27 protein-coding genes are annotated in these 22,242 nt (G+C 65.1%); 17 read left to right on the top strand and 10 right to left on the bottom strand.

The genetic code is table 11. The features are described from left to right. Positions 1-7: 7 nt before the first annotated feature. Together QX041_RS17190 and QX041_RS17185 are read right to left on the bottom strand one after the other, a co-directional pair. On the bottom strand, positions 8-364 hold the full coding sequence (locus tag QX041_RS17190; RefSeq protein WP_315825181.1) for a hypothetical protein: 357 nt from the start codon (positions 362-364) through the stop codon (positions 8-10). A gap of 103 nt (positions 365-467) precedes the next feature. Then, on the bottom strand, positions 468-1,814 hold the full coding sequence (locus tag QX041_RS17185; RefSeq protein ID WP_316166064.1) for an ATP-binding protein: 1,347 nt from the start codon (positions 1,812-1,814) through the stop codon (positions 468-470). A 154-nt stretch (positions 1,815-1,968) separates the two neighbouring features. Here QX041_RS17185 and QX041_RS17180 point away from each other — a divergent pair, with 154 nt between their 5' ends. Beyond that, a complete protein-coding gene (locus QX041_RS17180) occupies positions 1,969-2,589 on the top strand; it encodes a response regulator transcription factor (RefSeq protein WP_315713180.1) in 621 nt (206 codons plus the stop codon). 85 nt (positions 2,590-2,674) lie between these two features. Further along, positions 2,675-3,520: an S-formylglutathione hydrolase gene (gene fghA / locus QX041_RS17175; RefSeq protein WP_316166062.1), complete on the top strand. Its 846-nt coding sequence runs from the start codon at positions 2,675-2,677 to the stop codon at positions 3,518-3,520. 649 nt (positions 3,521-4,169) lie between these two features. On the opposite strand, the gene QX041_RS17170 is transcribed toward fghA, so the two are convergent. Continuing rightward, on the bottom strand, positions 4,170-4,649 hold the full coding sequence (locus tag QX041_RS17170; RefSeq protein ID WP_315752900.1) for a DUF3280 domain-containing protein: 480 nt from the start codon (positions 4,647-4,649) through the stop codon (positions 4,170-4,172). Positions 4,650-4,791: 142 nt separating this feature from the next. Here QX041_RS17170 and QX041_RS17165 point away from each other — a divergent pair, with 142 nt between their 5' ends. From QX041_RS17165 to QX041_RS17145, 5 genes are all read left to right on the top strand, one after another. Continuing rightward, positions 4,792-6,000 carry an ABC transporter substrate-binding protein gene (locus QX041_RS17165; protein ID WP_316166061.1) on the top strand — a complete coding sequence of 403 codons (1,209 nt, stop codon included), beginning with the start codon at positions 4,792-4,794 and terminating at the stop codon, positions 5,998-6,000. A gap of 158 nt (positions 6,001-6,158) precedes the next feature. Next, the gene (locus QX041_RS17160; protein ID WP_316166060.1) at positions 6,159-7,091 is read left to right on the top strand and encodes a YVTN family beta-propeller repeat protein; all 933 of its coding nucleotides are present in this window, start codon (positions 6,159-6,161) and stop codon (positions 7,089-7,091) included. Further along, entirely contained in the window at positions 7,088-7,903 is an 816-nt protein-coding gene (locus QX041_RS17155; RefSeq protein WP_316166058.1) for an ABC transporter ATP-binding protein, read from the top strand. Before QX041_RS17160 ends, QX041_RS17155 begins: the two co-directional genes overlap by 4 nt. Beyond that, positions 7,900-8,754 (top strand): ABC transporter permease, encoded by an 855-nt coding sequence (locus QX041_RS17150; protein ID WP_315825186.1) that lies wholly within the window; start codon positions 7,900-7,902, stop codon positions 8,752-8,754. The genes QX041_RS17155 and QX041_RS17150 overlap by 4 nt, the downstream gene beginning before the upstream one ends. Next, positions 8,751-9,362 (top strand): hypothetical protein, encoded by a 612-nt coding sequence (locus QX041_RS17145; protein ID WP_316166057.1) that lies wholly within the window; start codon positions 8,751-8,753, stop codon positions 9,360-9,362. The genes QX041_RS17150 and QX041_RS17145 overlap by 4 nt, the downstream gene beginning before the upstream one ends. A 32-nt stretch (positions 9,363-9,394) precedes the next feature. Here QX041_RS17145 and QX041_RS17140 read toward each other — a convergent pair whose 3' ends face one another. Next, positions 9,395-9,955 carry a PQQ-dependent catabolism-associated CXXCW motif protein gene (locus tag QX041_RS17140; RefSeq protein WP_316166056.1) on the bottom strand — a complete coding sequence of 187 codons (561 nt, stop codon included), beginning with the start codon at positions 9,953-9,955 and terminating at the stop codon, positions 9,395-9,397. Then, entirely contained in the window at positions 9,952-10,827 is an 876-nt protein-coding gene (locus QX041_RS17135; protein ID WP_315713192.1) for a substrate-binding domain-containing protein, read from the bottom strand. Before QX041_RS17135 ends, QX041_RS17140 begins: the two co-directional genes overlap by 4 nt. Positions 10,828-10,988: 161 nt before the next feature. Between QX041_RS17135 and QX041_RS17130 the strand changes: the two genes are divergently transcribed. Beyond that, on the top strand, positions 10,989-11,915 hold the full coding sequence (locus QX041_RS17130) for a quinoprotein relay system zinc metallohydrolase 2 (protein ID WP_316166055.1): 927 nt from the start codon (positions 10,989-10,991) through the stop codon (positions 11,913-11,915). Positions 11,916-11,970: 55 nt separating this feature from the next. Further along, the gene (locus QX041_RS17125; RefSeq protein WP_316166054.1) at positions 11,971-12,792 is read left to right on the top strand and encodes a quinoprotein dehydrogenase-associated SoxYZ-like carrier; all 822 of its coding nucleotides are present in this window, start codon (positions 11,971-11,973) and stop codon (positions 12,790-12,792) included. A 20-nt stretch (positions 12,793-12,812) separates the two neighbouring features. On the opposite strand, the gene QX041_RS17120 is transcribed toward QX041_RS17125, so the two are convergent. After that, positions 12,813-13,172: a hypothetical protein gene (locus QX041_RS17120; RefSeq protein ID WP_315810546.1), complete on the bottom strand. Its 360-nt coding sequence runs from the start codon at positions 13,170-13,172 to the stop codon at positions 12,813-12,815. Between the two features lie 86 nt (positions 13,173-13,258). Here QX041_RS17120 and QX041_RS17115 point away from each other — a divergent pair, with 86 nt between their 5' ends. From QX041_RS17115 to QX041_RS17100, 4 genes are read left to right on the top strand one after another with little or no spacing between them, the layout of a single operon-like run. Beyond that, positions 13,259-14,239 (top strand): ABC transporter substrate-binding protein, encoded by a 981-nt coding sequence (locus QX041_RS17115; RefSeq protein WP_316166053.1) that lies wholly within the window; start codon positions 13,259-13,261, stop codon positions 14,237-14,239. After that, positions 14,239-14,976, top strand: a complete 738-nt coding sequence (locus QX041_RS17110) for an ABC transporter permease (RefSeq protein ID WP_315810548.1) — start codon at positions 14,239-14,241, stop codon at positions 14,974-14,976. The genes QX041_RS17115 and QX041_RS17110 overlap by 1 nt, the downstream gene beginning before the upstream one ends. Beyond that, positions 14,966-15,676, top strand: a complete 711-nt coding sequence (locus QX041_RS17105) for an ABC transporter ATP-binding protein (RefSeq protein WP_316166051.1) — start codon at positions 14,966-14,968, stop codon at positions 15,674-15,676. Before QX041_RS17110 ends, QX041_RS17105 begins: the two co-directional genes overlap by 11 nt. A 36-nt stretch (positions 15,677-15,712) precedes the next feature. Then, a complete protein-coding gene (locus QX041_RS17100) occupies positions 15,713-16,060 on the top strand; it encodes a hypothetical protein (protein ID WP_316166049.1) in 348 nt (115 codons plus the stop codon). 30 nt (positions 16,061-16,090) lie between these two features. Here the strand turns inward: QX041_RS17100 and QX041_RS17095 are convergent, their stop codons facing one another. After that, positions 16,091-16,303 (bottom strand): hypothetical protein, encoded by a 213-nt coding sequence (locus tag QX041_RS17095; protein WP_315713207.1) that lies wholly within the window; start codon positions 16,301-16,303, stop codon positions 16,091-16,093. Positions 16,304-16,517: 214 nt separating this feature from the next. Here QX041_RS17095 and QX041_RS17090 point away from each other — a divergent pair, with 214 nt between their 5' ends. Then, positions 16,518-16,826 (top strand): EthD family reductase, encoded by a 309-nt coding sequence (locus QX041_RS17090; RefSeq protein ID WP_316166048.1) that lies wholly within the window; start codon positions 16,518-16,520, stop codon positions 16,824-16,826. A 168-nt stretch (positions 16,827-16,994) separates the two neighbouring features. On the opposite strand, the gene pqqA is transcribed toward QX041_RS17090, so the two are convergent. Both pqqA and QX041_RS17080 read right to left on the bottom strand, forming a co-directional pair. Continuing rightward, complete coding sequence (gene pqqA / locus QX041_RS17085; RefSeq protein WP_009031067.1) at positions 16,995-17,075, bottom strand: pyrroloquinoline quinone precursor peptide PqqA; 81 nt, start codon at positions 17,073-17,075, stop codon at positions 16,995-16,997. A 217-nt stretch (positions 17,076-17,292) separates the two neighbouring features. Then, a complete protein-coding gene (locus tag QX041_RS17080; RefSeq protein ID WP_315713211.1) occupies positions 17,293-17,685 on the bottom strand; it encodes a hypothetical protein in 393 nt (130 codons plus the stop codon). Positions 17,686-17,947: 262 nt separating this feature from the next. Between QX041_RS17080 and QX041_RS17075 the strand changes: the two genes are divergently transcribed. From QX041_RS17075 to QX041_RS17065, 3 genes are read left to right on the top strand one after another with little or no spacing between them, the layout of a single operon-like run. Further along, on the top strand, positions 17,948-19,612 hold the full coding sequence (locus tag QX041_RS17075) for a methanol/ethanol family PQQ-dependent dehydrogenase (RefSeq protein WP_315713213.1): 1,665 nt from the start codon (positions 17,948-17,950) through the stop codon (positions 19,610-19,612). 25 nt (positions 19,613-19,637) lie between these two features. Beyond that, a complete protein-coding gene (locus QX041_RS17070; protein WP_315810551.1) occupies positions 19,638-19,979 on the top strand; it encodes a cytochrome c in 342 nt (113 codons plus the stop codon). Continuing rightward, on the top strand, positions 19,979-20,914 hold the full coding sequence (locus QX041_RS17065) for a transporter substrate-binding domain-containing protein (protein WP_316166045.1): 936 nt from the start codon (positions 19,979-19,981) through the stop codon (positions 20,912-20,914). Before QX041_RS17070 ends, QX041_RS17065 begins: the two co-directional genes overlap by 1 nt. 20 nt (positions 20,915-20,934) lie before the next feature. Here QX041_RS17065 and QX041_RS17060 read toward each other — a convergent pair whose 3' ends face one another. Beyond that, positions 20,935-21,882: a helix-turn-helix domain-containing protein gene (locus QX041_RS17060; protein WP_315713217.1), complete on the bottom strand. Its 948-nt coding sequence runs from the start codon at positions 21,880-21,882 to the stop codon at positions 20,935-20,937. Between the last annotated feature and the right edge of the window lie 360 nt (positions 21,883-22,242).

Below are 22,242 nucleotides of genomic sequence, written 5' to 3'. Positions count from 1 at the left end.
CGCCTCTTCAGCTCAGATTGCCCGGCATGAAGCAGCGGATGGAAGTGCCGAGCGATCCCTTGATCGGCCACACCATGGTGCGCCCGGCACGGTTGGGCTCCGTGATGACGGCATCGTCCGGCACGACGATCCATTGACCGTCGAGCCGCACCCGGTAATGCGTGCCTTCGAGGTCCCAATCCGGATCGGACACCGCGAAGCCGTCGGCGTCCGAACAGCACGGGCCGCGACCGCTTCTGAGGCTGTCGAACCAGCCCTTGAGTGGCGAGTTGGCGTAGCGGCCGTCGTCACGCGCGACGGCATTGTGGAACGACAGCGCGGCCAGCAAGGCTGCGCCGCTCAGCATAGGCAAGGTTCTGGACATCTGATCACCGCGAGCTGCCGGCGCGTGCTCCGGATTGCGGCTCACGCCCATCGCAAGTAGCTCGTTGAATGCGCCGTCCGATCGTTGGTTCCTAGCCCACGGCTCACGCTGCATCCGCCGGCACCATGGCCTCGATCGTGACGCCCGTGCCGGTAGAAGCCACCGTGAGGGTGCCGCCGAGCGCCAGCAGCCGCTCGCGCATGCCGGTGAGGCCGAATCCGAGCTTGTGCTCCGGGCTGAACCCGCGGCCGTCGTCGCGGACGCGCACCCGCGTGTAGCTGCGGCGATGACCGGCCGTCGTCTGCTGCAGCGGCTCGATGGTGACGTCGACCGTGGTGGCCTCGGCGTGGCGGAACACGTTGGTCAGCGCTTCCTGCACCACCCGGTAGATCGTCAGCTCCGCCGTCTCATTGCTGCGCGCGACCGTGTCGGTGAACCTGGTCTCGATCGCGACCTCGGGCCGCGACTCCCGCCACAGCCGCACCAATGCGCCGAGCGCTTCGCGCAGGCCCAGCTCGGCGAGACCCACGGGCCGCAGCCGCTCGAGGATGCGGCGGTTGAACTGCTGCACGGCGTTGACCTGGTCGAGGATCGCCTGGCCGTGCCGGCGCATCGCCGCGACGTCGAGCGTCGCAGCGTCCGGCAATCGCATCAGCGCGCTGGCATGGGCGCGCAGCGCGAACAGATGCGGCCCGAACTCGTCGTGCAGCTCGCGCGCGATCTCCTTGCGCTCGTGGTCCTGCAGCGACACCGTGCGCTCGGCCAGGCGGCGCTTCTCCTCCACCGCCTCGCCGAGCGCGCCGGCGAGATGGTTGAGCTTGGCGCAGAGCGCCGCGAGCTCGGGCGCGCCGCCCGGCTTGACGCGGGTATCGTAGGCGCCGGCCTCGATCTGGCTCATCGCGTCCGACAGATCCGAAAGCGGCGCCAGCGCGCGACCGACCACGAGCATGGTGATCGCAAACAGCGCCAGCCCGACCAGCGAGCCGACGACGAGCTGGGTGACGATGCCGTCCCAGATCTCCGCGATCTCGTCGTCGGGGTGCGACGTGATCACCAGCGTTTCGCTCCGCCCCGCGACGATGACCGGCATGCTCACCGAGGTCTTGTCGGGATGCACCAGTGCGATGAACCATGCCGGCGCCGCGCGGCCGACGCCCGGAGAGGTCGGGGTCTGCGCCGGCATGCCCTGCCGTCTCACGCTGACGTGACGAAGCTGTCGGAGATCGCCGACGATCCGATCGAGGCGCGCGCTCGGATCCGGCGCGTCGTTGACCTCGTCCATGATGGTCTCGACGAAGGCCCGCGTCAGGCGGATGACGCTCTGGTCCTCCGCCAGCACGCGCGGCGCCGCCTCCAGCACGAGACGGCCGATGTTGATGGCGAGACCCAGCGTCAGCAGCAGCGCCAGCAGCACGTTGATGCGGGTCCGCAACGACCAATTCTGCCACATTCTCTCCGCCCCACGGCCACCGTGTTTCATCCGCACTCACATTGACAGACAAATCCGCCGGCGATCTAATTGCAACATCATGCAATATCGCGCAGCATGCATCCATGATGCATCGCAACAATGACGCGAGTTGGAAGTCCGGGACCCCAAGGCCATGCGCGTACTGATCGTCGATGACCATCCCATTGTGGCATCAGGCTGCCGGGCCCTGCTCTCGACCGATCCGGACCTCGAGCTGCTCGAAGCCGCCGATGCCGAGAGCGGGGAAGCCAGCTTCATCGCGCGCCGGCCGGACGTCTGCGTCGTCGACATCAACCTGCCGACCGTCTCCGGCTTCGAGCTCGCGCGGCGCATCCTCGCCCACGATGCCAATGCCCGGCTGATCATGTTCAGCATGAACGACGATCCGGTGTTCGCCGCGCGCGCCATCGACATCGGCGCCAAGGGCTACGTCTCGAAGAGCGGTGATCCGAACGATCTCGCCGAGGCGATCCGCGAGGTCGCCCGCGGCGGCAGCTATCTGCCGCCTGCGATCGCGCGCAGCATCGCCTTCGCGGGCGCCGCGGTCGCGCAGAGCCCGCTGGCGAAACTGACCTCGCGGGAGCTCGAGATCCTTCGCCTGCTCAGCGCCGGCAAGAGCCTGTCGGAGATTGCCTGGCTGATCCACTCGTCCTACAAGACCGTCGCCAACACCTCCTCGATCATCCGCCAGAAGCTCGGCGTGCGAACATCCGGCGAGTTGGTGCGTTTGGCGATCGAGAACGGCGTCGCTTGACTCGTCCCGATTGAACGACGCAGCCTGACACGCGTTGGCGGCACGCGCGCCAGCGGCCCGACATCATTGCCGAACAGGTGATCCCATGACCCTCACGACCGTCTCCCAGAACAAGTCCCATGGCGGCGTCCAGGGCGTCTACCGCCACGCCAGCCAGGAGACCAAGACCGAGATGACGTTCTCGGTGTTCGTGCCGCCGCATGCCGACGGCGCGAAGCTGCCGGTCGTCTGGTATCTCTCCGGCCTGACCTGCACCCACGCCAACGTCACCGAGAAGGGCGAGTTTCGTGCCGCCTGCGCCGAGCTCGGCCTGGTCTTCGTGGCGCCCGACACCTCGCCGCGCGGCGACGGCGTGCCGGGCGATCCCAACAATGCCTATGATTTCGGTCTCGGCGCCGGCTTCTATGTCGACGCGACCGAGGCGCCGTTCGCGAAGAACTACCGGATGTGGAGCTACATCACCGAGGAGCTGCCGAGCGTGGTCGCGGCGAACTTCCCGGTCGATCCGCGCCGCCAGTCGGTGATGGGCCACTCGATGGGCGGCCATGGCGCGCTCACGGTGGCGCTGCGCAACCCGGACCGCTACCGCGCGGCCAGCGCGTTCTCGCCGATCGTCGCGCCCTCGCAGGTGCCGTGGGGCGAGAAGGCCTTGGGCGGCTATCTCGGCGCCGACAAGGCGGCGTGGCGCAAGCACGACGCGGTGGCGCTGATCGAGGACGGCGCGCGCGTCTCCGACCTGCTGGTCGATGTCGGCACCGCCGATCAGTTCCTGACGCAGCAGTTGCGCCCGGAGCTGCTCAAGGCGGCCTGCGACAAGGCCCACATCCCGCTGCTGCTGCGCAAGCAGGAGGGCTACGACCACAGCTACTACTTCATCTCGACCTATATGGCCGATCATCTGCGCTGGCACGCGGCGCGGCTCGCACGCTGATATCAGCCGCGGACGTGATTTGCCCGACGGGTGCGATGACGCGCCCGTCGAGGCGATCTTGTCGTGCCCGGTGCCCGGATTCCACGTGCGCGACGACGGGGATTTCGCTCGGCGCCACAAGGCGATCCCAGTGTCCAGCCCGGCGGCGACAAAAATTTCACTTTCGTTTTTCCGGAAATCGTGATTGTCTAGCGCCATCCCGCCTCGTCGAGAGGGCGTATCGCGGTCGTCACGAACGTGGAGGTGGGATGCGGTGGACGCCGGCGGCGCGCAGCATGCTCAGGGCATCACATGCCCCGTGAGAGCGTGCGGACGAACGCGTCACGGCGTACGGCCAAGTCGCGTGGTCCTGGCATCCCGATGCCGATGCCTCCGCGGCGGCGCGCTCACAGCGCGTCGTCGCGCACGGTGACCAGAAAGCCCGGCGCACCGGGGAGAACGCGAAGCAACCGTTAAGACCATCCGCGCAGGGAGGGCCGGGATGTCCCAGCCGAACCTGTGGTACCTGCCGCCTGCATTTCTTGTCGCAGGCGGGCCATGGGGGCGGCAGGCTCCCGGCCTTCCCTGCGCCTCTTGTTTTCCAAGGGGCGACCGGCACGCAAAGCTCGGGCGTCATTCGCCGCGAGAATGCACCGTCATATCTCGTCAGCTACTGCGCCTGCGGCGCGCCGTAGTTCGGCGCCAGCAGGCGGTTGCGGACGAGCCAAGCCATGGTGCGCGTCCAGGATTCGTCGGTGTTGCCGCGCATATCCGCAGTCATCGCCGCGACCGGCTTGCCGGTGTGAACGTCGCGCAGATAGATGTTCATGTTGAGGATGAGATTGGAGACCTTCTGCACCGTCCCGGTGATGGCGAGATCGGCGCCGATGTCGCCCGCGAGCTTGACGTCGCAGCCGCCGCAAGCCTGCAGATTGCTGTGGTGCGCCGCATCGTTGACAGGAGCGATGTCGAGCACGCGAAAACGTCCGGAGTCCTGCAGCGCCGCGCGCAGTTGCTCGGCCGCATGCGCCAGCCTGTTCTGCTCGTCCTGGCGCGGGCCCTGCACCTCGCCCTGCAGGCTGGTGTCGATCAGCTCGAAGTCGAACACCGCCACCTTGGTCGGCTCGGCATGCACTGATGTCGCAGACATCAGGATCAGGAACGCGGGGAGAACGGCAGGTTTCAAGGTCGTGATCCGAAATGACGCGACAGCGGCCAAAAGTGGGGTTGAAAGCTAGGCCAATTCGTTCATCTTGCAAGACGAAACCTCGCCGGACAAGGACGAGGGAACAATGGGAGGACGTGTGGTCCTGGGAGTTCTGGCCCGATCTCTGATGGGCGCGATCGGCCTCATCGCCGCCGCAACCGCCGCCAGCGCGGCGGATCCGGTCGACATCGCGATCGGCTATCTCGGCCGCGCGAGCGTGCCGCAGACCTTGTCGCCGCTCGACCAGCCTGCGGCCGATGATGGCGTGGCCGGCGCGAGGCTCGCGATCGAGGACAACAACACCACCGGCAAGTTCCTCAACCAGCGCTTCACTTTGATCGACCGCCGCGTCAAGGATGACGAGGACGCCGCGCAGGCCGCCAATGAGCTCGCCGGCAAGACGGGATTCGTCCTCGTGGACCTGCCGGCGGATGCGGTGCTGAAGGTCGCAGATGCGTTGCGGGGCCGCGGCGTCACCCTGCTCAATGTCGGCGCCACCGACGACCGCCTGCGTGAGCAGGACTGCCGCGCCAACGTCATCCATGTCGCACCGACGCGCTCGATGCTCGCCGACGGCCTGGCGCAATATCTGGTCTGGAAGCAGTGGAAGCGCTGGCTGCTCGTCACCGGCTCGCACGACAACGACAGACTGTTCGCCGACGCGCTGCGCCGCGCCGCCACCCGCTTCGGCGTCAAGATCGTCGAGGAGCGGACCTTCGAGGACACCGGCGGCGCGCGCCGCACCGACAGCGGCGTGACCTTGATCCAGCGCCAGATGCCGGTGTTCACGCAGAAGGCGCCGGCCTATGACGTGCTGGTCACCGCCGACGAGAGCGAGGTGTTCGCCAACTATCTGCCCTACCGCACCTGGGATCCGCGCCCCGTCGCGGGCTCCGCCGGCCTGCGGCCGACGAGTTGGGATCCGGCGCAGGACCAGTGGGGGGCGACGCAGTTGCAGAACCGCTTCATGAAGCTCGCCTCGCGCCGCATGGACGCCTTGGACATGCAGGCCTGGATGGCCGTGCGCTTGGTCGGCGAGGCCGCCTCGCGCACCAACTCCGGCGACGCCAAGACGATGACCGACTACCTCAAGGGCCCGAACTTCACCATCGCCGCCTTCAAGGGCACCCGCCTCTCCCTGCGCGACTGGAACCTGCAATTGCGCCAGCCGATCCTTCTGGCCGACGGCCGCATGATCGTCTCGGTCTCGCCGCAGGAGGGCTTTCTGCACCAGGTCTCCGAACTCGACACGCTCGGCGTCGACCGCCCCGAAACCAAGTGCAAGCTGCAATGATGTCGGATCGAACCATGCTGATGAGAATGCCTAGTCCGACATGCCGGGCCGACATGCGTGCTGGTGTGGAGCCTTCCGCACACGCGCGTCCCGAAGGGCGATCGCAGCTTTGCAAGCGCTTCGGCACAGCAGTCAGCCTGCTCATCGCCGCACTCGTCATGGCCCATGCAGCCCCCGCCTCCGCCTACGTCGCCTTCGTCTCCAACGAGAAGGGCAACACCGTCTCCGTCATCGACACCGACACCTGGACGGTCACCAAGACCATCAAGGTCGGCCAGCGGCCGCGCGGGATCGCGTTCACGCGCGACGGCAAGTTCGTGATGGTGGCAGTCGGCGACGACGACACCATCCAGGTGATCGATGCCAAGAAGATGGAGGTGGTGGATACCCTGCCCTCCGGCCCCGATCCCGAATTGTTCGCGCAGGACGCCGCCGGCAAGACGCTCTATGTCGCCAACGAGAACGACAACACGGTCACGGTGCTCGACCTCGAGAAGCGCGTCCGCATCGGCGACGTCCAGGTCGGCGTCGAGCCGGAGGGCATGATGCTCAGTCCGGACGGCAAGATCCTGATCTGCACCTCCGAAACCACCAACATGGCGCATTTCATCGACACGGCGACCCGCAAGATCGTCGCCAACGTGCTGGTCGATGCGCGGCCGCGCTTTGCCGAGTTCAAGAGCGACGGCTCGGAGCTGTGGGTCTCGGCCGAGATTGGCGGCACCGTCTCGATCATCGACCCCGCCAAGCGCGAGGTCACCGGCAAGATCAAGTTCGCCGTGCCCGGCCTGCGCAGCGAGGCGATCCAGCCGGTCGGAATCGCCCTGACCAAGGACGGCAAGACCGGCTTCGTCGCACTCGGCCCGGCCAACCGCATCGCCGTCGTCGACGGCACCACCCACGAGGTGAAGAAATATCTCCTGGTCGGCCAGCGCGTCTGGCACATGGAGTTCACGCCGGATGAGAAATATCTTCTGGTCACCAACGGCGTCTCCAACGATGTCTCGGTGATCGACGTCGCCGCGCAGAAGGTGATCAAGACCATCCAGGTCGGCGAGCTGCCCTGGGGCATCACGATTGCACAGCCATGACGACGCAGAACGCACCCGCTCTCGACGCCACAGGCGCCACCCCGCAGCCGGCCTCCGACCAGGTGCCGGCGCTGTCGGTCGCCGGCGTCAGCCATTCCTACGGTGCACGCAAGGCGCTCAACGACGTCAGCTTCGCCGTCCAGCCTGCGAGCTTCACCGCCCTGCTCGGTCTCAACGGCGCCGGCAAGAGCACGCTGTTCTCGCTCATCACCCGACTGTTCGCGGTGCAGACCGGCCAGATCGGCATTTTCGGCCATGACATCGGCCGCACGCCGGGCGAGGCGCTGCGGCTGCTCGGCGTCGTGTTCCAGCCGCGCACGCTCGACCTCGATCTGTCGCTGACGCAGAACCTGCTCTACCACGCCGCGCTGCACGGCATCTCGCGCCGCGAGGCCCGCACCCGCAGCGAGGAGTTGCTGGCCCGGATCGGCCTCGCCGACCGCGCGGGCAACAAGGTGCGCGACCTCTCCGGCGGCCAGATGCGCCGCCTTGAAATCGCCCGCGCCCTGCTGCACCGGCCGCGCCTGCTGCTGCTCGACGAGGCCACCGTCGGCCTCGACGTCAAGGCCCGCGCCGACATCGTCGGTCACGTCCGTCAGCTCGTCGCCGAGCAGGGCATCGGCGTGCTCTGGGCGACGCATCTGTTCGACGAGATCGCGGCGACCGACGATCTCGTCGTGCTGCATCAGGGCCGCGTGCTGGCGCGCGGGCCCGTCCCGCAGGTCATCGCCGAGGCCGGTGCGACCGACGTCAACGCGGCGTTCGCGCGGCTGACGACCCAGGCCAGTCCGGCGCGGAGCTCCGAGCCATGACCGTCACCACCGTGCACGCGCCCACACCCACACGCAGCGGCTTCTCGGCCGGCGAATACATCACCTGCCTCACCGGCATCGTCTGGCGCGAGGGCCTGCGCTTTCTGCATCAGCGCGAGCGCTTCGTCTCGGCGCTGGTGCGACCGCTGGTCTGGCTGTTCATCTTCGCCGCCGGCTTCCGCCAGGTGCTGGGCATCTCGATCATCCCGCCCTACGAGACCTATATCCCCTACGAGGTCTATATCGCGCCCGGCCTGATGGCGATGATCCAGTTGTTCAACGGTATGCAGTCGTCGCTGTCGATGGTCTACGACCGCGAGATGGGCAACATGCGCACCTTGCTGGTGAGCCCGCTGCCGCGCGGCTATCTGCTGTTCTGCAAGCTGCTCGCCGGCACCGCCGTCTCGGTGCTGCAGGTCTATGCGTTTCTCGCCATCGCCTGGTTCTGGGATATCACCCCGCCGCCGATGGGCTATCTGACGGTGCTGCCGGCGCTGATCTTGTCCGGCCTGATGCTCGGCGCGCTGGGCATGCTGATTTCCTCCGGCATCAAGCAGCTCGAGAATTTCGCCGGCGTCATGAACTTCGTGATCTTCCCGATGTTCTTCGCCTCATCGGCGCTCTACCCGCTCTGGCGGGTCGAGGAAGGCAGTCCCTGGCTGGCTTATCTCTGCGAAGCCAACCCCTTCACCCACGCGGTCGAGCTCATCCGCTTCGCGCTGTATGGCAAGCTGAACTGGGTCTCGCTCGCGGTGGTCGGCGGCTGCACCGCCGTCTTCATGATCGGCGCGATCCTGGCCTACGATCCGTCGCGGGGGTTTGTCAGGCGCGGTCCCGGAGGCGAGGCATGAGATTCAGAACGACACTGGCGGCCGTCGCCATCGCTGCGTCAGCAGGTGCTGCGCAAGCCGCCGATCCGCGCTATCCGGATTGGCCCTGCCCGCAGGCCAAGGTGCCGGAGATCTCGATCGCCGCCGTGTGGTCCGGCCCGCCGATCGACGATGTCGGCGCGAGCTGGAAGGACGATGCGAAGGTGGCCGAGCTCGTCGCCAAGCTTGCCGCGCGCCGTATCCCGCTGGAGCAGGCCCAGAAGGACGTCGCCGATTTCCTCACCGGTACGGCCGAGGAGAAGACACGCAAGGGCAAGCTGCTGTTCGCGGGGCTGTTCGACACGCTGAACGCGCAGCGGACATCGGTGATGAACGGCCTCGAGCGCGTCATGCGCAAGCAGCGCGAGGCCGTCGACAAGGTGCGCGGCGACACCATCGCGCTGCAGGAGATGCACAGCGGCCCCAACCCGGATCAGGCCAAGGTCGAGGAGATGACCAACCAGTTGAACTGGGAGACACGCATCTTCGAGGACCGGCGGCGCGTGATGAAGTTCGTCTGCGAGGTCCCGACCGCGATCGACCAGCGCCTGTTCGCCCTGGCGCGGGAGATCCAGCAGGACATGGAGTAGCTGATTTGATGCGCTACCGCCGCCCTCTCCGCTCACTCCTCAGGCCGCGGCTCGGGCTGCGTCTGCTGCAGCGGCAGGTCGGCGCGGCTCCAGGCGTCGGTCCCGTCCGGATACCACGCGACGTTGCGGTAGCCATAGGTCAGCGCGCGCTTGGCGGCATTCCACGACATCCAGCAGTCCTCGAGGCAGTAGAACACGAGCAGACGACTCAAATCGCCCTCGGAAGCGCGGGCAAGGCCGCGCTTCAGATAGTCCTCGGTCTGGGGCGCCAGCGCCCCGTAGCCGGTGTCGGGCAGCCAGATGCTGCCGGGAATGTCCAGGCGCGGCTGCTCGCGCCACACCGTCCCGGCCGGCAGGTTCTTCGGCTTGGGCGGCCGCGGCAACACATCGACGAAGACGGCGGACTTCGCGCGCCAGATCGCCTCGGTCTCCCGCGTCGACAGCACGCGCGCTCCGCTCAGGGTCGTCGGCACCGGCGCGCGATAGTTCTCGGTGCGATAGCTGTCCGGCTCCGGCACGAGATCATCGGCCCGCACCGCCACGGCGATCAGCAGCACGCCTGCCAATGCCGCAGCGCTGAGCCGACCGATCATGGCTTCGCCGCAGCCTCGGCGGTGATCAGATGATTGCTCTCGTCCAGCAGCGGCACCCCGAAGTCCAGCAGGATCTTGTTGATCTCCCCCTGGTTCTCCTGGATCAGCTTGTTGAGCTGACGGCGCCAGTTCTGGTCCGCGCCACGGACACCCATGGCGATGCGATAGATCAGCTTCGGCCCGCTGGTCTCCTTCACCAGCGGTGTGACATGCAGTTGCGGGCTCGCCTGCTTGGCATAGTAGCCGGCCATCGGCCCCCACAGCACGCCGGCATCGATCTCGCCGGACTTCAGATCGTTGATCATCGCCTCTGCCGAGGAATCGACGCGGGTGTCGATCATCAGCGGATAGGGCTTTGCGGTCGGCATCAGCCCGGCCAGCGCCATATTGGTTGCCGGCGGCGTGCCCGCCACGATGCCGATGTGCTTGCCCTTGAGCTTGGCATCCTCCAGCGTCGTCACATCGGCAAGATCGGAGCCCGGCTTGGTCACGATCGCATAGGCCGTCCGGTAATAGGGACTGGTGCTCTGCACCAGGTCGTCCCCTTGGGGAAAGCCCATGATCACGTCGCAACGGTGCGAGCCGAGCGTCATGCGCACGAATCCGGTGGCCTGCGGGAAGAACGTGTAGTCCACCTTCTTCTGCAGCTTGGCGGCAAAGAGCTCGGCCAGCTTGTTCTCGAAGCCGTCGCCCTTCTCGTTCGAGAACGGCAGGTTGCGCGGATCGGCGCAGACCCTGAGCACCTTGGGATCGACCAGCTCGATCGACAGGTCCAGGCCATCATTGCTCTGCGCGAAAGCGGCGGCCGGCCCGAGCAGAGTGAGCCCCGCGGCAACGGCCAGCGAGCAGGCAAGGTTGTGACGCTTCGTCATCCGTATTTCCATCCCTATCGAACGCATCGTGGTATTTTTGAAAATGCTAGGCCGCCGGCCGCTCCGGTGCAACAGCCGGCGTCATCGCGAAGAGTTGACCCATTGCTGCACCGCAACGTCCATCGCCTGACGCACACCTCTCACGCGAGCAAGGCAAGCCGATGGTGAGACAACTGATCATCGCGATCACCGCCTGGGCGGCGCTGGCGCTCGGCAGCGCCGCTCTTGCCATGCCGCCGGAACTCGAGGTCAGCGAGATCGCGCCCGGCGTGTTCGTTCACATCGGCCAGACCGCGCTGATGAACGCGGCGAACGAGGGCGCCATCGCTAATGTCGGCTTTGTCATCGGCAACGACGCGGTCGCCGTGATCGACACCGGCGGCAGTGTCCGCGAAGGCCGCGCGCTGCTGGCAGCGATCCGCGCCCGTACCGCCAAGCCCGTGCGCTACGTCATCAACACCCACGCCCATCCGGATCACGCATTCGGCAACGCGGCATTCGAGGGCGACGGCACGCGCTTCGTCGGCGCCAAGAACCTGCCGCGCGCGCTTGCCTTGCGCGGACCGCACTACATCGAGGCGTTCCGGCGCCTGATGGGCGCCGAGCTGATCGACGAGGTCCGTCTCGTCCCCCCGTCGATCCTGGTGGACGACGAGATGATGCTCGACCTCGGCGGCCGTACCCTCACGCTCAAGGCCTGGAGCACCGCGCATAGCGACTGCGACCTGTCCGTCTATGATGACCGCAGCCGGACCTTGTTCGCCGGCGATCTCGTATTCCTGCGTCACATCCCGGTGATGGATGGCAGCCTGCGCGGCTGGATCGCCGACATGGCCGCGCTCGCGACCATCCCGGCCGAGCGCGTCGTTCCCGGCCATGGCCCTGTCAGCCCGTGGCCACTGGCGCTCAGTGACGAGCGTCGCTACCTCGATACATTGGCCCACGACGTTCGCGGGCTGATCAAGGCAGGCAGGCCGATCGCGGACGCCGCTGGGGCCGCGGGATCGGAGCGCGGCAAATGGGAGCTGTTCGACGACTACAATGCCCGCAACGCAACGGCGGCATTCTCGGAAATGGAATGGGAATGAGGGCGGTAACGCGCTATGATCGTTAATTCACAGACTGCCCGAGGAGGATTGCGCCATGATCCGGCTCCACCTGCCGTCCACCCTGCTTCTCGGGGCATGCCTCGCGCTTGCCTTCGCACCTGCGAAGGCCGCTGATGGTTACGATCCCTGGCCGGGACTGGTCCAGGACATCTTCAACAACAAGGCGATGCAGGACGGCACCAATGTGCTGTCGATCGAGATGCCGACGCGCGCCGAGGATGCCTCGGTCGTTCCGGTCACCCTGCGCAGCAAGCTGTCGCCCGCCGACGAGCGCCGTATCAAGACCATCACGCTGGTGATCGACCAGAATCCCGCGCCGATGGCGGCCAAGTTCACGCTCGGCGCGGACGCCAATGTGACCGCGATCTCGACGCGGGTCCGCGTCAACAACTACACGGATGTGCATGCCGTGGCCGAGCTGACGGATGGTCAGCTCTATGTGGTCAAGACCTTCGTCAAGGCGTCCGGAGGCTGTTCGGCGCCTGCGGCGAAGAATCCGGACGAGGCCAAGGCGCGCATCGGCCAGATGCGCTACCGGCAGTTCACGCAAAGCAGCGACGGCGCCACGAGCGGCATCCGCGAAGCGCAGGTCATGGTCGGGCATCCCAACAATTCCGGGCTCCAGATGGATCAGGTGACGCAACTCTACATTCCGGCCTTCTTCATCGACCGGCTGACGCTGTCGCAGGACGGCAGTCTGGTGCTGTCGGTCGAAGGCGGCATCTCGATCTCGGAGGATCCCAACATCCGCTTCACCTACGTGTCGAACGGCGCCAAGCAATTCCATGCGGAGGCGAAGGATACGCAGGGCCACGTGTTCGAGCACGACTGGCCGGCCGACGGTTCAGGAACTTGATGCGGCAGAGCGGCAGCGCTTCAGAAGCATCTCACTTCGGCTTCGGCCTGCGCCCGACGGAGATCGTTCAGCGCGTTGGCGGCCTGCTCGGACGTGCGGAACTGGGTGCCGAGAGTGCTGTGCACCTGGGACATGCTGAGGACGGTCTCGGCCGTGACGTAGCGCTCATAGGGAATGATCGAAGCGATCACGTCGATCGAGCAGGAGCACTGCGCGATCGCCTCCCTGGTCTCGCCATTCGCCTTCATGCAGCCGAACACATATTCGGCCCGCGCCGAGGTCGGATAGTCGTTGAGCTCCTCGGCACGAGCCGGCCCGCACAGCGCAATCGTGGCAATGAGGGTGGCGACAATCGGTCCTACCGGAACAGCACTACGCATCACAGTCCTCCGCGGCATCGCAGCCGAAGCTATGCTAAGGGAATGAGGCTGAAAAGAACACATCTCGAGGAAATGCAGACGGGCTCATGACGCAGATCGGTCGTTTGTTGATGGCGATTGTCGCCTGCGCCCTGCTGCCGGTCACGGCATGCTGCGCCGCCGAGGCCGTCAAGGTTGCGGTGCAAAAGACCGGCACCTTCGCCTGGGAGCTGGCCGTGATCCGCGCCCGCCAGCTCGACAAGCAGGCGGATATCGCGATCGAGGCGATCGAGCTCGCGAGCCCGGAGGCCGGCAAGATCGCGCTGCGGGCCGGCAACGCCGACATCATGGTGTCGGACTGGCTATGGGTGTCGCGCGAGCGTGCGCTCGGCGCCAAGCTCACCTTCTATCCCTATTCGAGCGCGCTCGGCGCCGTGATGGTGCCAGCAACCTCACCGATCAAGACGCTTGCCGATCTGAAGGGACGCAAGCTCGCGGTGGCCGGCGGCCCGCTCGACAAGAGCTGGCTGCTGCTGCAGGCCACGCTCAAGCGCGACGGTGTCGATCTGAAATCGCAGGCGACGATCACCTACGGCGCGCCGCCGCTGCTGGCCGCCAAGCTGGCCGACGGCGAGATGGATGCGGGCTTGAACTACTGGAACTTCTGCGCAGCGCTGGAGGCCAAGGGCTTCCGCCGGCTTGCCGGCGTCGAGGACCTGCTGCCGCCGTTCGGCGCCAAGGGCCGCACCGCGATGATCGGCTACGTCTTCGACGAGGACTGGGCCGCCAAGCATCGCGATCTCGTGACACGGTTCCTGTCCGTCACGGCCAAGGCCAAGGAGATCCTGGCGACGTCGGATGCCGACTGGCAGACGATCGCGCCGCTGACCGGCGCGCCTGATGAGGCGACGTTGCGCGCCTATCGCGACCGCTATCGCGAGGGCATTCCGCACCGGCCGATCGCCGAGGAAGAGGCCGACGCCCGCATCCTCTACAGCGTGCTGGCTTCGATCGGCGGCCGCGATCTGGTCGGCCCATCTCCAGAGCTCAGTCCCGGCACCTACTACAGGGCGGATGCGAGGGATTAGTGCTGCGGCTGTTGTCCTTTGCGCTTCTGCTCGCCACCTGGTGGATTGCCGCGGCTGTCGCCGGCAGCGCCAAGCTGCCATTGCCATCGGCTGTGCTTGCGGTTGCGGTGACGGAAGCGCGGTCCGGCGCGCTGTTTCTGCATCTCGGCGCAACGCTCGCCCGCGTCGCCCTCGCTTTCACTCTGTCGATGGCACTCGGCTCGGCAATCGGCTTTTTGATGGGGCGCAGCCAGCTCGCCAACCGCCTTGGCGATCCCTGGCTGATCCTGCTGCTCAATCTGCCCGCGCTGGTGGTGATCGTGCTCGCCTATATCTGGGCCGGTCTCACCGAGGTCGCTGCGATCACGGCGATCGCGATCAACAAGCTGCCGACCGCCGTCGTCACCTTGCGCGAAGGCGCTCGCGCGCTCGATCCATCGCTCGACGAGATGGCCAAGGTGTTTGCCTTTTCGCGCGGACGCATCCTCCGCCATGTCCTGCTGCCGCAGCTTGCACCTTATATTGCGGCGGCCGCGCGCTCCGGCCTTTCATTGGTCTGGAAGATCGTGCTGGTCGCCGAACTGCTCGGACGGCCCAACGGCATCGGCTTCGAGATCGGCGTCGCCTTCCAGCTGTTCGACATTCCGCTGCTGCTCGCCTACTCGCTCAGCTTTGCCGCCGTAGTGCTGGTGATCGAGGCCGTTATCGTCCAGCCGTTCGAGCAGCGTGCATCGAGGTGGCGGCTCCGTGCGGCTTGAGGTCGATATCAGGTCGAAGAGCTACACCAGCGCCAATGGCAAGCGCCAGGAGGTGATTGCGGGCATTGCCTTTGCGCTGCAGCGGGGCGAGGTCGGCGTCGTCGTCGGCCCCTCCGGCTGCGGCAAGAGCACGATGCTGCGGATCCTCGCCGGTCTGGACAGCGACTATCAGGGCCATGTATCGCGGCCCGAGGGAGCCCGGCTGGCGATGGTGTTCCAGGAGCCGCGGCTGCTGCCGTGGCGATCCGTCGAGGCCAACGTCCGGCTGGCAGCGCCCGATGTCGCGGAGGACAGGCTGGCCGCCATCTTCGGCGTGCTCGAGCTCGAGGGACATCGCAGCCATTTTCCAGGCGAGTTGTCGCTCGGCCTCGCCCGCCGTGTCGCGCTGGCGCGCGCCTTTGCGGTCGAGCCGGATTTCCTGATTCTCGACGAGCCGCTGGCTTCGCTCGACGACGCGCTCGCCGCGCGGCTGCGCGAGGAGATCGCGACGCTCGTGGCCTCGCGCCCCATGATCACGCTGCTAGTCACGCACAGCATGGACGACGCGGCACGGCTCGGCGACCGGATCTTCCTGCTGTCCTCACGCCCTGCCCGCCTGCTTCATTCAGTCCCGATCGACCTGCCGCGCGCGCAGCGCAACAACGACGTGGTCGCGACAATCAAGGCCGATGTGGCGCGACTGGATTTTTCCGTGTCATAGTCATGGCAACGGACATCGGACCCCAGGGAAAACGCCATGAGACGCGCATTCGCCGTGACGGCGATCATTCTGTTCGGCATCCCGCTCGCGGCCGCCGCACAAAGCAAGGGCATCCGGCTCTGGAATCTGACCACCGCAACGATGACCGGCTTTCAGCTCTCGCCGGCCGGCCAGAACAATTGGGGACCGAATCAGACGCTGAACGACAAGGACAAGGAGCTCGATCACGACGAACGGCTGAAGCTCACCGGAGTCGAGCCTGGGCGCTACGACGCCAAGGTGAGCTATGCCGGCGAGCGGCAGTGCATTGTTCGCGGCCTCGAGATCAAGGCCGACGCCGTGGTTTCGGTCGCCGACAAGGACCTCGAGGAGTGCACGAAGTAAGCAGCCAGCGTGCCGACGGCCAAGCCGGCCTCAGGCCTTGTCGTTGCTGTGGGGATATTCGCAGCGCCATCGCACTGCAGTCCATTTCGGGTGCTCGCCGATCCACTGGGCGATGTAGGGCGGCGCCTTCATCGCGCATTGCTGCAGCGAGGCACCGCCATCCGCGAAAACGAGATGCTGCTCCTCGCAGGTGGCCGGAGACAGGACTGCGCAGACGGTGATGACGAGATCGATGGAGCTCATGGCTCGTTGTCCTTCGATAAGCCTGAAACAGCTTATCTGAAACTACGACATCCGGCTGCATCAGTTTCTCCTCGCGCAACAAATTATGCAGCGGAACCAAGGCTGGAACGACTATCCCTGGGCGAAGCCGCCCCTGACGCTTGATCCGAACCGGCAGATCGGCTGCAATGGAAGCGGTCGATCGACCTCAAAAGAGCGAATGCGGAGGAAGCAGATGCCCAAGGTTCTCGTACTCTACAAGACCCCCAAGAGCGCCGAGGCGTTCGACAAACACTATATGAACGTCCACGTGCCGCTGGCGAAGAAGATTCCCGGTCTGAAGAGCTACGATATCAGCCGGGGCCCGGTGAATGGGCCGGCGGGAGCCACCAACATCCACCTCGTTGCCACCCTGATATTCGATTCGATGCAGGCGCTGCAGGCGGGAATGAGCTCTGCCGAAGGCAAGGCGGCGGCGGGCGATCTGCCCAACTTCGCCGATGGCGGCGTCGACCTGTATATCTTCGACACGCAGGACGTTTGATCCTTGGACGGTCCTCAGGCCGTCACCAATGTTCGGCGGCGTGCCCGTCATTTCCGATCGGCCGAGAGGCCGGTCGCCGGGACGATCTCGCGGACCGTCCATCGAATGGATCCGCCAAGCCAGTCAGAAGCGAATTGCGCTCCTCGTGGCTTGGCAGATCGCTACGCGTTACTTGCGCGCAGCACAGGCGTACATGTTGATTTCCATGCCAACCGGCACTTCGACGATCTTCGGTGTCTTCCAGGCCATTTCAAGCTCCCAAGTTCGACTATCATTGACTGACGCATTGCTCGCGCCAACATCGAAGCTAGGACCGCATCGGGGGGAACGCAAGGCTCCACAACCGTGGAGCATTTCCCCAGCGGTTGTCGATCGATTGAATGAAACAAAATCCAGCCGCCTGGCTGGACGCCGTTCCGCCTCAATCCTCGTAGGACGTTGCCCCTGAGCGGGACGGCATCTTCCCTCACGCACCGCCCGGCTGCACGTAGCAGAACACATACCGATTGCGGCTCAGGAAGATGATGCCGTGCCCCGTCGGATTTCCCCTGTCCCACTTTAGCTTGTGATCGGGGACCTCGATCTCGGTACCGACATCGATATGCGGACGGCCACGCGGCTCATCGGGACGGTCATCGGTAATGATGACATAGGTCTTGCCGTCGCGGACATGGATCTCATCGGCAAAGTAGGCGTCAGCCTCACCGCAGCACGATGCCGTCGGCACGTCGGGCTGCATCAGCGCCTCGTACCATTGACGCAATGCCGGATCGACCGCTCCCCACTGACCGAGATCACGCGCACTCGCACTCACCCAAAGGCAACAAAGCATGCCGAGCCAAAGGATGGTTCGTCTCATCCGCCTACTCCTCTGTTATCCCGGCATGATGCGGCGAAGCAATGTTTGTGCCGCAACGCAACATCGGAGCGGTGCGATCATGCCGACCCAGATCAGCGAGCAGAGACAACGGATCGGCTGCTCTGTCCCGATCGAACGAGGACGGCTTCCCGATGCGCAGAGGGCGGTTGCCACCTTTTCGTATTGACGGTTCCCGATTTCGAGCGGAGTGTTGTTCCCGCAGCGTCAGGATAGGCGCGCGTAAAAATCTCGGAGGAAATGAATGAAGCGGATCGCGCTGGCCGCAGGCCTCGCTATTCTTGCATCACATGGTGCAAGCGCGCAGAGCGCCGATCAGTTGGTCAAGGGTGCAACTGATACGGCGAACGTTCTCAACTACGGCATGGGCTACAATCTGCAGCGGTTCAGCCCGCTCACCCAGATCAACAAGGACAACGCCAAGAACCTGGTGCCGGTCTGGAACTACAGTTTCGCCGATGACCGCAGTGAGGAGTCGCAGCCGCTGGTGTACCAGGGCGTGCTCTACGTCACGACCCACAATGCGACGATGGCCGTCGACGCCAAGACCGGCAAGCAGATCTGGAAAAGCAAGATCGACTATCCCGCCGAGACGCCGCGCGTGGTCTGTTGCGGCATCATCAATCGCGGCGCCGCGCTGTACGACGGCAAGGTGTTCCGGACCACGCTCGATGCCAACGTGATTGCGCTCGATGCCAAGACCGGCAAGGAACTGTGGCGTCAGAAGGCCGCTGACATCAAGGAAGGCTACTCGATGACCGTCGCGCCGCTGGTCGCCGACGGCGTCGTGTTGACTGGCATCTCCGGCGCCGAGTTCGGCACCCGCGGATTCATCGATGGTTGGGATCCGGCGACGGGCAAGCATTTGTGGCGCACACACACGGTCCCAAGCCCGGATGAACCCGGCGGCGACACCTGGAAGGGCGACACCTGGAAGCTGGGCGGCGGCTCGACCTGGATCACCGGCTCCTACGATCCCGAGCAGAACACCGTATTCTGGGGCGTCGGTAATCCCGGACCGTTCAACGCGGCGGTGCGCCCGGGCGACAACCTCTACACCTGCTCAGTGCTCGCGCTCGATCCGAAGACCGGCAAGATGAAGTGGCACTTCCAGTTCTCGCCGAACAATCCGTTCGACTACGACGCGGTCGCGGAGATGGTGCTCGCCGACATGAACGTCGAGGGTAAGCAGACCAAGGTGCTGATGAACGCCAACCGCAATGGCTTCTTCTATGTGCTCGATCGCACCAATGGGAAGCTGCTCGCGGCCAACCCCTATGTGAAGGTGAACTGGGCCTCCAGCATCGACCTGAAGACGGGCAAGCCGGTCGAGACCGATGTGACGCGCGATGCCCGCGAGGGCAAGAAGGTCACGGTCTATCCGTCGATTCTCGGCGGCAAGAACTGGGAGCCGATGTCGTTCAATCCGCAAACCGGGTTGGCCTACGCCAACACGCTCGTGTTCGGCGGCCACTACAAGACCGAGCCTGCGACCTACAAGGCCGGCGAGTGGTACCTGGGCATGGACCTGACGGATCTGTGGGATTGGCCGGAAGGGCCGCGCGGTCAGCTCAAGGCCATCGATCCGATGACCGGCAAGACCAAGTGGGAGCAGCCGAGCGACATCCCGCGCTTCTCCGGCGTGTTGTCCACGGCAGGCGGCGTGGTGTTCTCGGGCAAGCTGACCGGCGAGTTCGAGGCTTTCGACGCCGACAGCGGCAAGAAACTGTGGCAGTTCCAGACCGGCTCCGGCATCGAAGGCCAGCCCGTCACCTGGCAGCAGGATGGCGTGCAGTATGTCGCCGTCACCTCAGGCTACGGCGGCGTCTACTCACTGTTCTCCGGTGACGAGCGCCTCGCCAACGTTCCGGCAGGCGGCTCGCTGTGGGTCTTCGCGGTCAAGAACTGAGTGCGGATTGCCCGTGAGACAGAACATGTTCATGAAAGCGGCGGCGGCCTTCGCCGCCGTCGTGGCGATGTCGGCCGTCCTGTCGACGGCTGCCCTCGCCCAACAACAAGATGGCAGCGCCGCACATAGCCAGGTGGACCTCGGCAAGACGACGTTCGCTCAGAAGTGCTCGCACTGCCACGGCCCCAACATGGTGAACTCCGGCACGGTGACGCCCGACCTGCGTCGGTTTCCCGATGACCAGCCTCGTTTCGTCACCACGGTGAAGCAGGGCAAGAACGGTCGCATGCCGCCCTGGGGCGACATTCTCAGCGATGACGAGATCACCGCGCTGTGGGCCTATGTCTCGAGCCGGAGAGCGCAGTGATGCGCCATCTCTGCCGTTGGCTGACTGCCTTGATGATCTCGACAGTGTCGTCAGCCGCCTTAGCCGCTGACGACGTGCTGCGCATCTGCCTTGACGAAAATCTTCCGCCGCTCTCGGTCCATCATCGTGGCAAGCCCGGCAACGGTTTCGACGTCCTGCTCGGTCAGGCGATCGCCGACCGCCTTGGCAGAAAGCTCGAGATCCAGTGGTACGAAAGCAAATTGGACGAAGATTCCAGTCCACCGCTGGAGGCGAACGCACTGCTCTCGGACGGACGCTGTTCGCTGCTCGGCAGCTATGCGTTCACCCAGGACGGATTGGTCGCGCCCGGCGTCAAGACGGCCAAGCTGCCGGACTTCGATGGCGCCACCCGCGACGACCGCCGCCGCCGCGTTCCGCTCGGCACGCTGATGCCGAGCAAGCCGTACATGTTCTCAACACTGACCGTCGTTCTCGGACCTTCCGCGAAACAGCGCCCGATTACCGACATCGGCGATCTGGCAGGGCTGCGGCTGGCAATCGAGAGCGGCACGTTGGCGGATGCAATCCTGATGACGTTCGACAAGGGACGGCTGATCGACGACATCACGCATTTGATTCCCACGCGGGATGATCTGCTCGGGGCGCTCGAACAGGGCAAGTTCGACGCGACCCTGCTCGATGGCAGACGTTTCGATGCGTATCGGGCGGCTCATCCCGACACCAGGCTCGGCGGGTCGGGCTACAGCTATCCGATCGGCGTGAACCGCGGTTATGTCGGGCTGACCAGTTCGGCCGAACTCATCGCATCGGTCGACAAGGCCTTGACGGAACTCGACGCCTCCGGGGCCCTGGCGAATCTCGGTCGGTCCGCCGGACTGACCTATCTTCCACCGCGCGAGCCGGTGATTCTCGGTGATGCATTCCAGAGGATCATCCGGAGCGGCGCACGCTAGCGCGGCTACCTCACGACCGCTCAGCGGGCCGCAGTCTTATGAACCGACGACGGCACGACGCCGAAATATTTGCGGAAGACACGGCTGAAGTGCGACGAACTCGAAAAACCCCACGAGAACGCGACATCAGTGATGGTCTTGCCGCTCTGCGTCTCCAGCTCCTGCCGGCAATGCTGAAGCCGGGCCCGCCAAATGTAGTCGCTGACCGTCATGCCACGATCGCTGAACACCATGTGAAGATAGCGCTTGGTGCACCCCAGAGCCGCCGAAATCTGATCGATGCACAGATCGGGATCGCGCAGATGCTCGCGGATGAAGGCTTGAGCGCGGATATAGACCGCCTCGGGTCCCGCCCGATCCAGCATTCGATCGGCTTCACGCAGCGGCAAGAGCAACAGATCAATCAGCGATTCGGCGACGCTGACGGCCGAGTTGGGCGAAAGCCGGGTCGCCTCATCGAACGCGGCATGGGTGACGTCATGCGCAATCCGACCAGTCCCGCTCCGCGCAGACAGCTTGTATGCAGGCATCTTTTCCGACCGGAAGCCGCGCTCCTGCAATAGCTCCTTCGGCACGATCACGACGTCATGGCGGGTCAGCGCGGGGCTGATGATGGTGTGCGGTAACGAGACGTCATAGGCGAGACAATCGCCCGGGCCGATCTCGATCTGGCGGCCATCCTGCTCGAAATAGGACGTTCCATAGGTCTGGAACAAGATCTTGATGTAGGGATGTGCGGCCTTTTGCGCACGCGCATAGGTATGCGCAATACGGTGCTGGCTGGCCTCGATCTGGCAGAGCTTCAGGCGCGACACCGTCGTGAAATTGATGCGCCCCTCGAACGAGGCCCCCTCCAGCGGATCGACATCGAAACGTCCGCACAGGTCGGTCAGTGCATCTGACCAACGCTGGATCTGGCTCTTCGGTGAGAATCCCGAAGTATTAAGCGAGCGGATCGTGTCGGACATGTTTCATCCACCGATTCATGATCGAAACGCAACGGGTCCGCCGCCGGACGGCGAACGAGACTGTAGCAAGATTGCTCCCATTTTAAGGCCGCGACTTTCGCGGCGCACTTCGTTCCATAACTTCCCTCGCATGATCCTCCGCCTTCGTCTCTGTAAGGTCAAGGGAAACGTCAACCTTCGGTGGAACCGCGGTGCTGTAAATTGATGCTCCGCAGCAAGAATGGCGCTCATGTTGCGGACCAGCAAAGCAAAATCTCCTTCAAAAACTTCTATTCGCTTCACTCTTGAGCAAGCTCTTTTCTCTTTTGGGCAAGTTTCCCGGTCAGGAAGTGGATAATCAATGATGCCGAAAACGAATAC

Origin of the sequence: Bradyrhizobium sp. SZCCHNRI2009 (genome assembly GCF_032485115.1) — a bacterium.
Classification (GTDB): domain Bacteria; phylum Pseudomonadota; class Alphaproteobacteria; order Rhizobiales; family Xanthobacteraceae; genus Bradyrhizobium.
The sequence above is the reverse complement of the archived record's forward strand: the minus strand, read 5'-3'. Positions and strand labels throughout refer to the sequence as shown.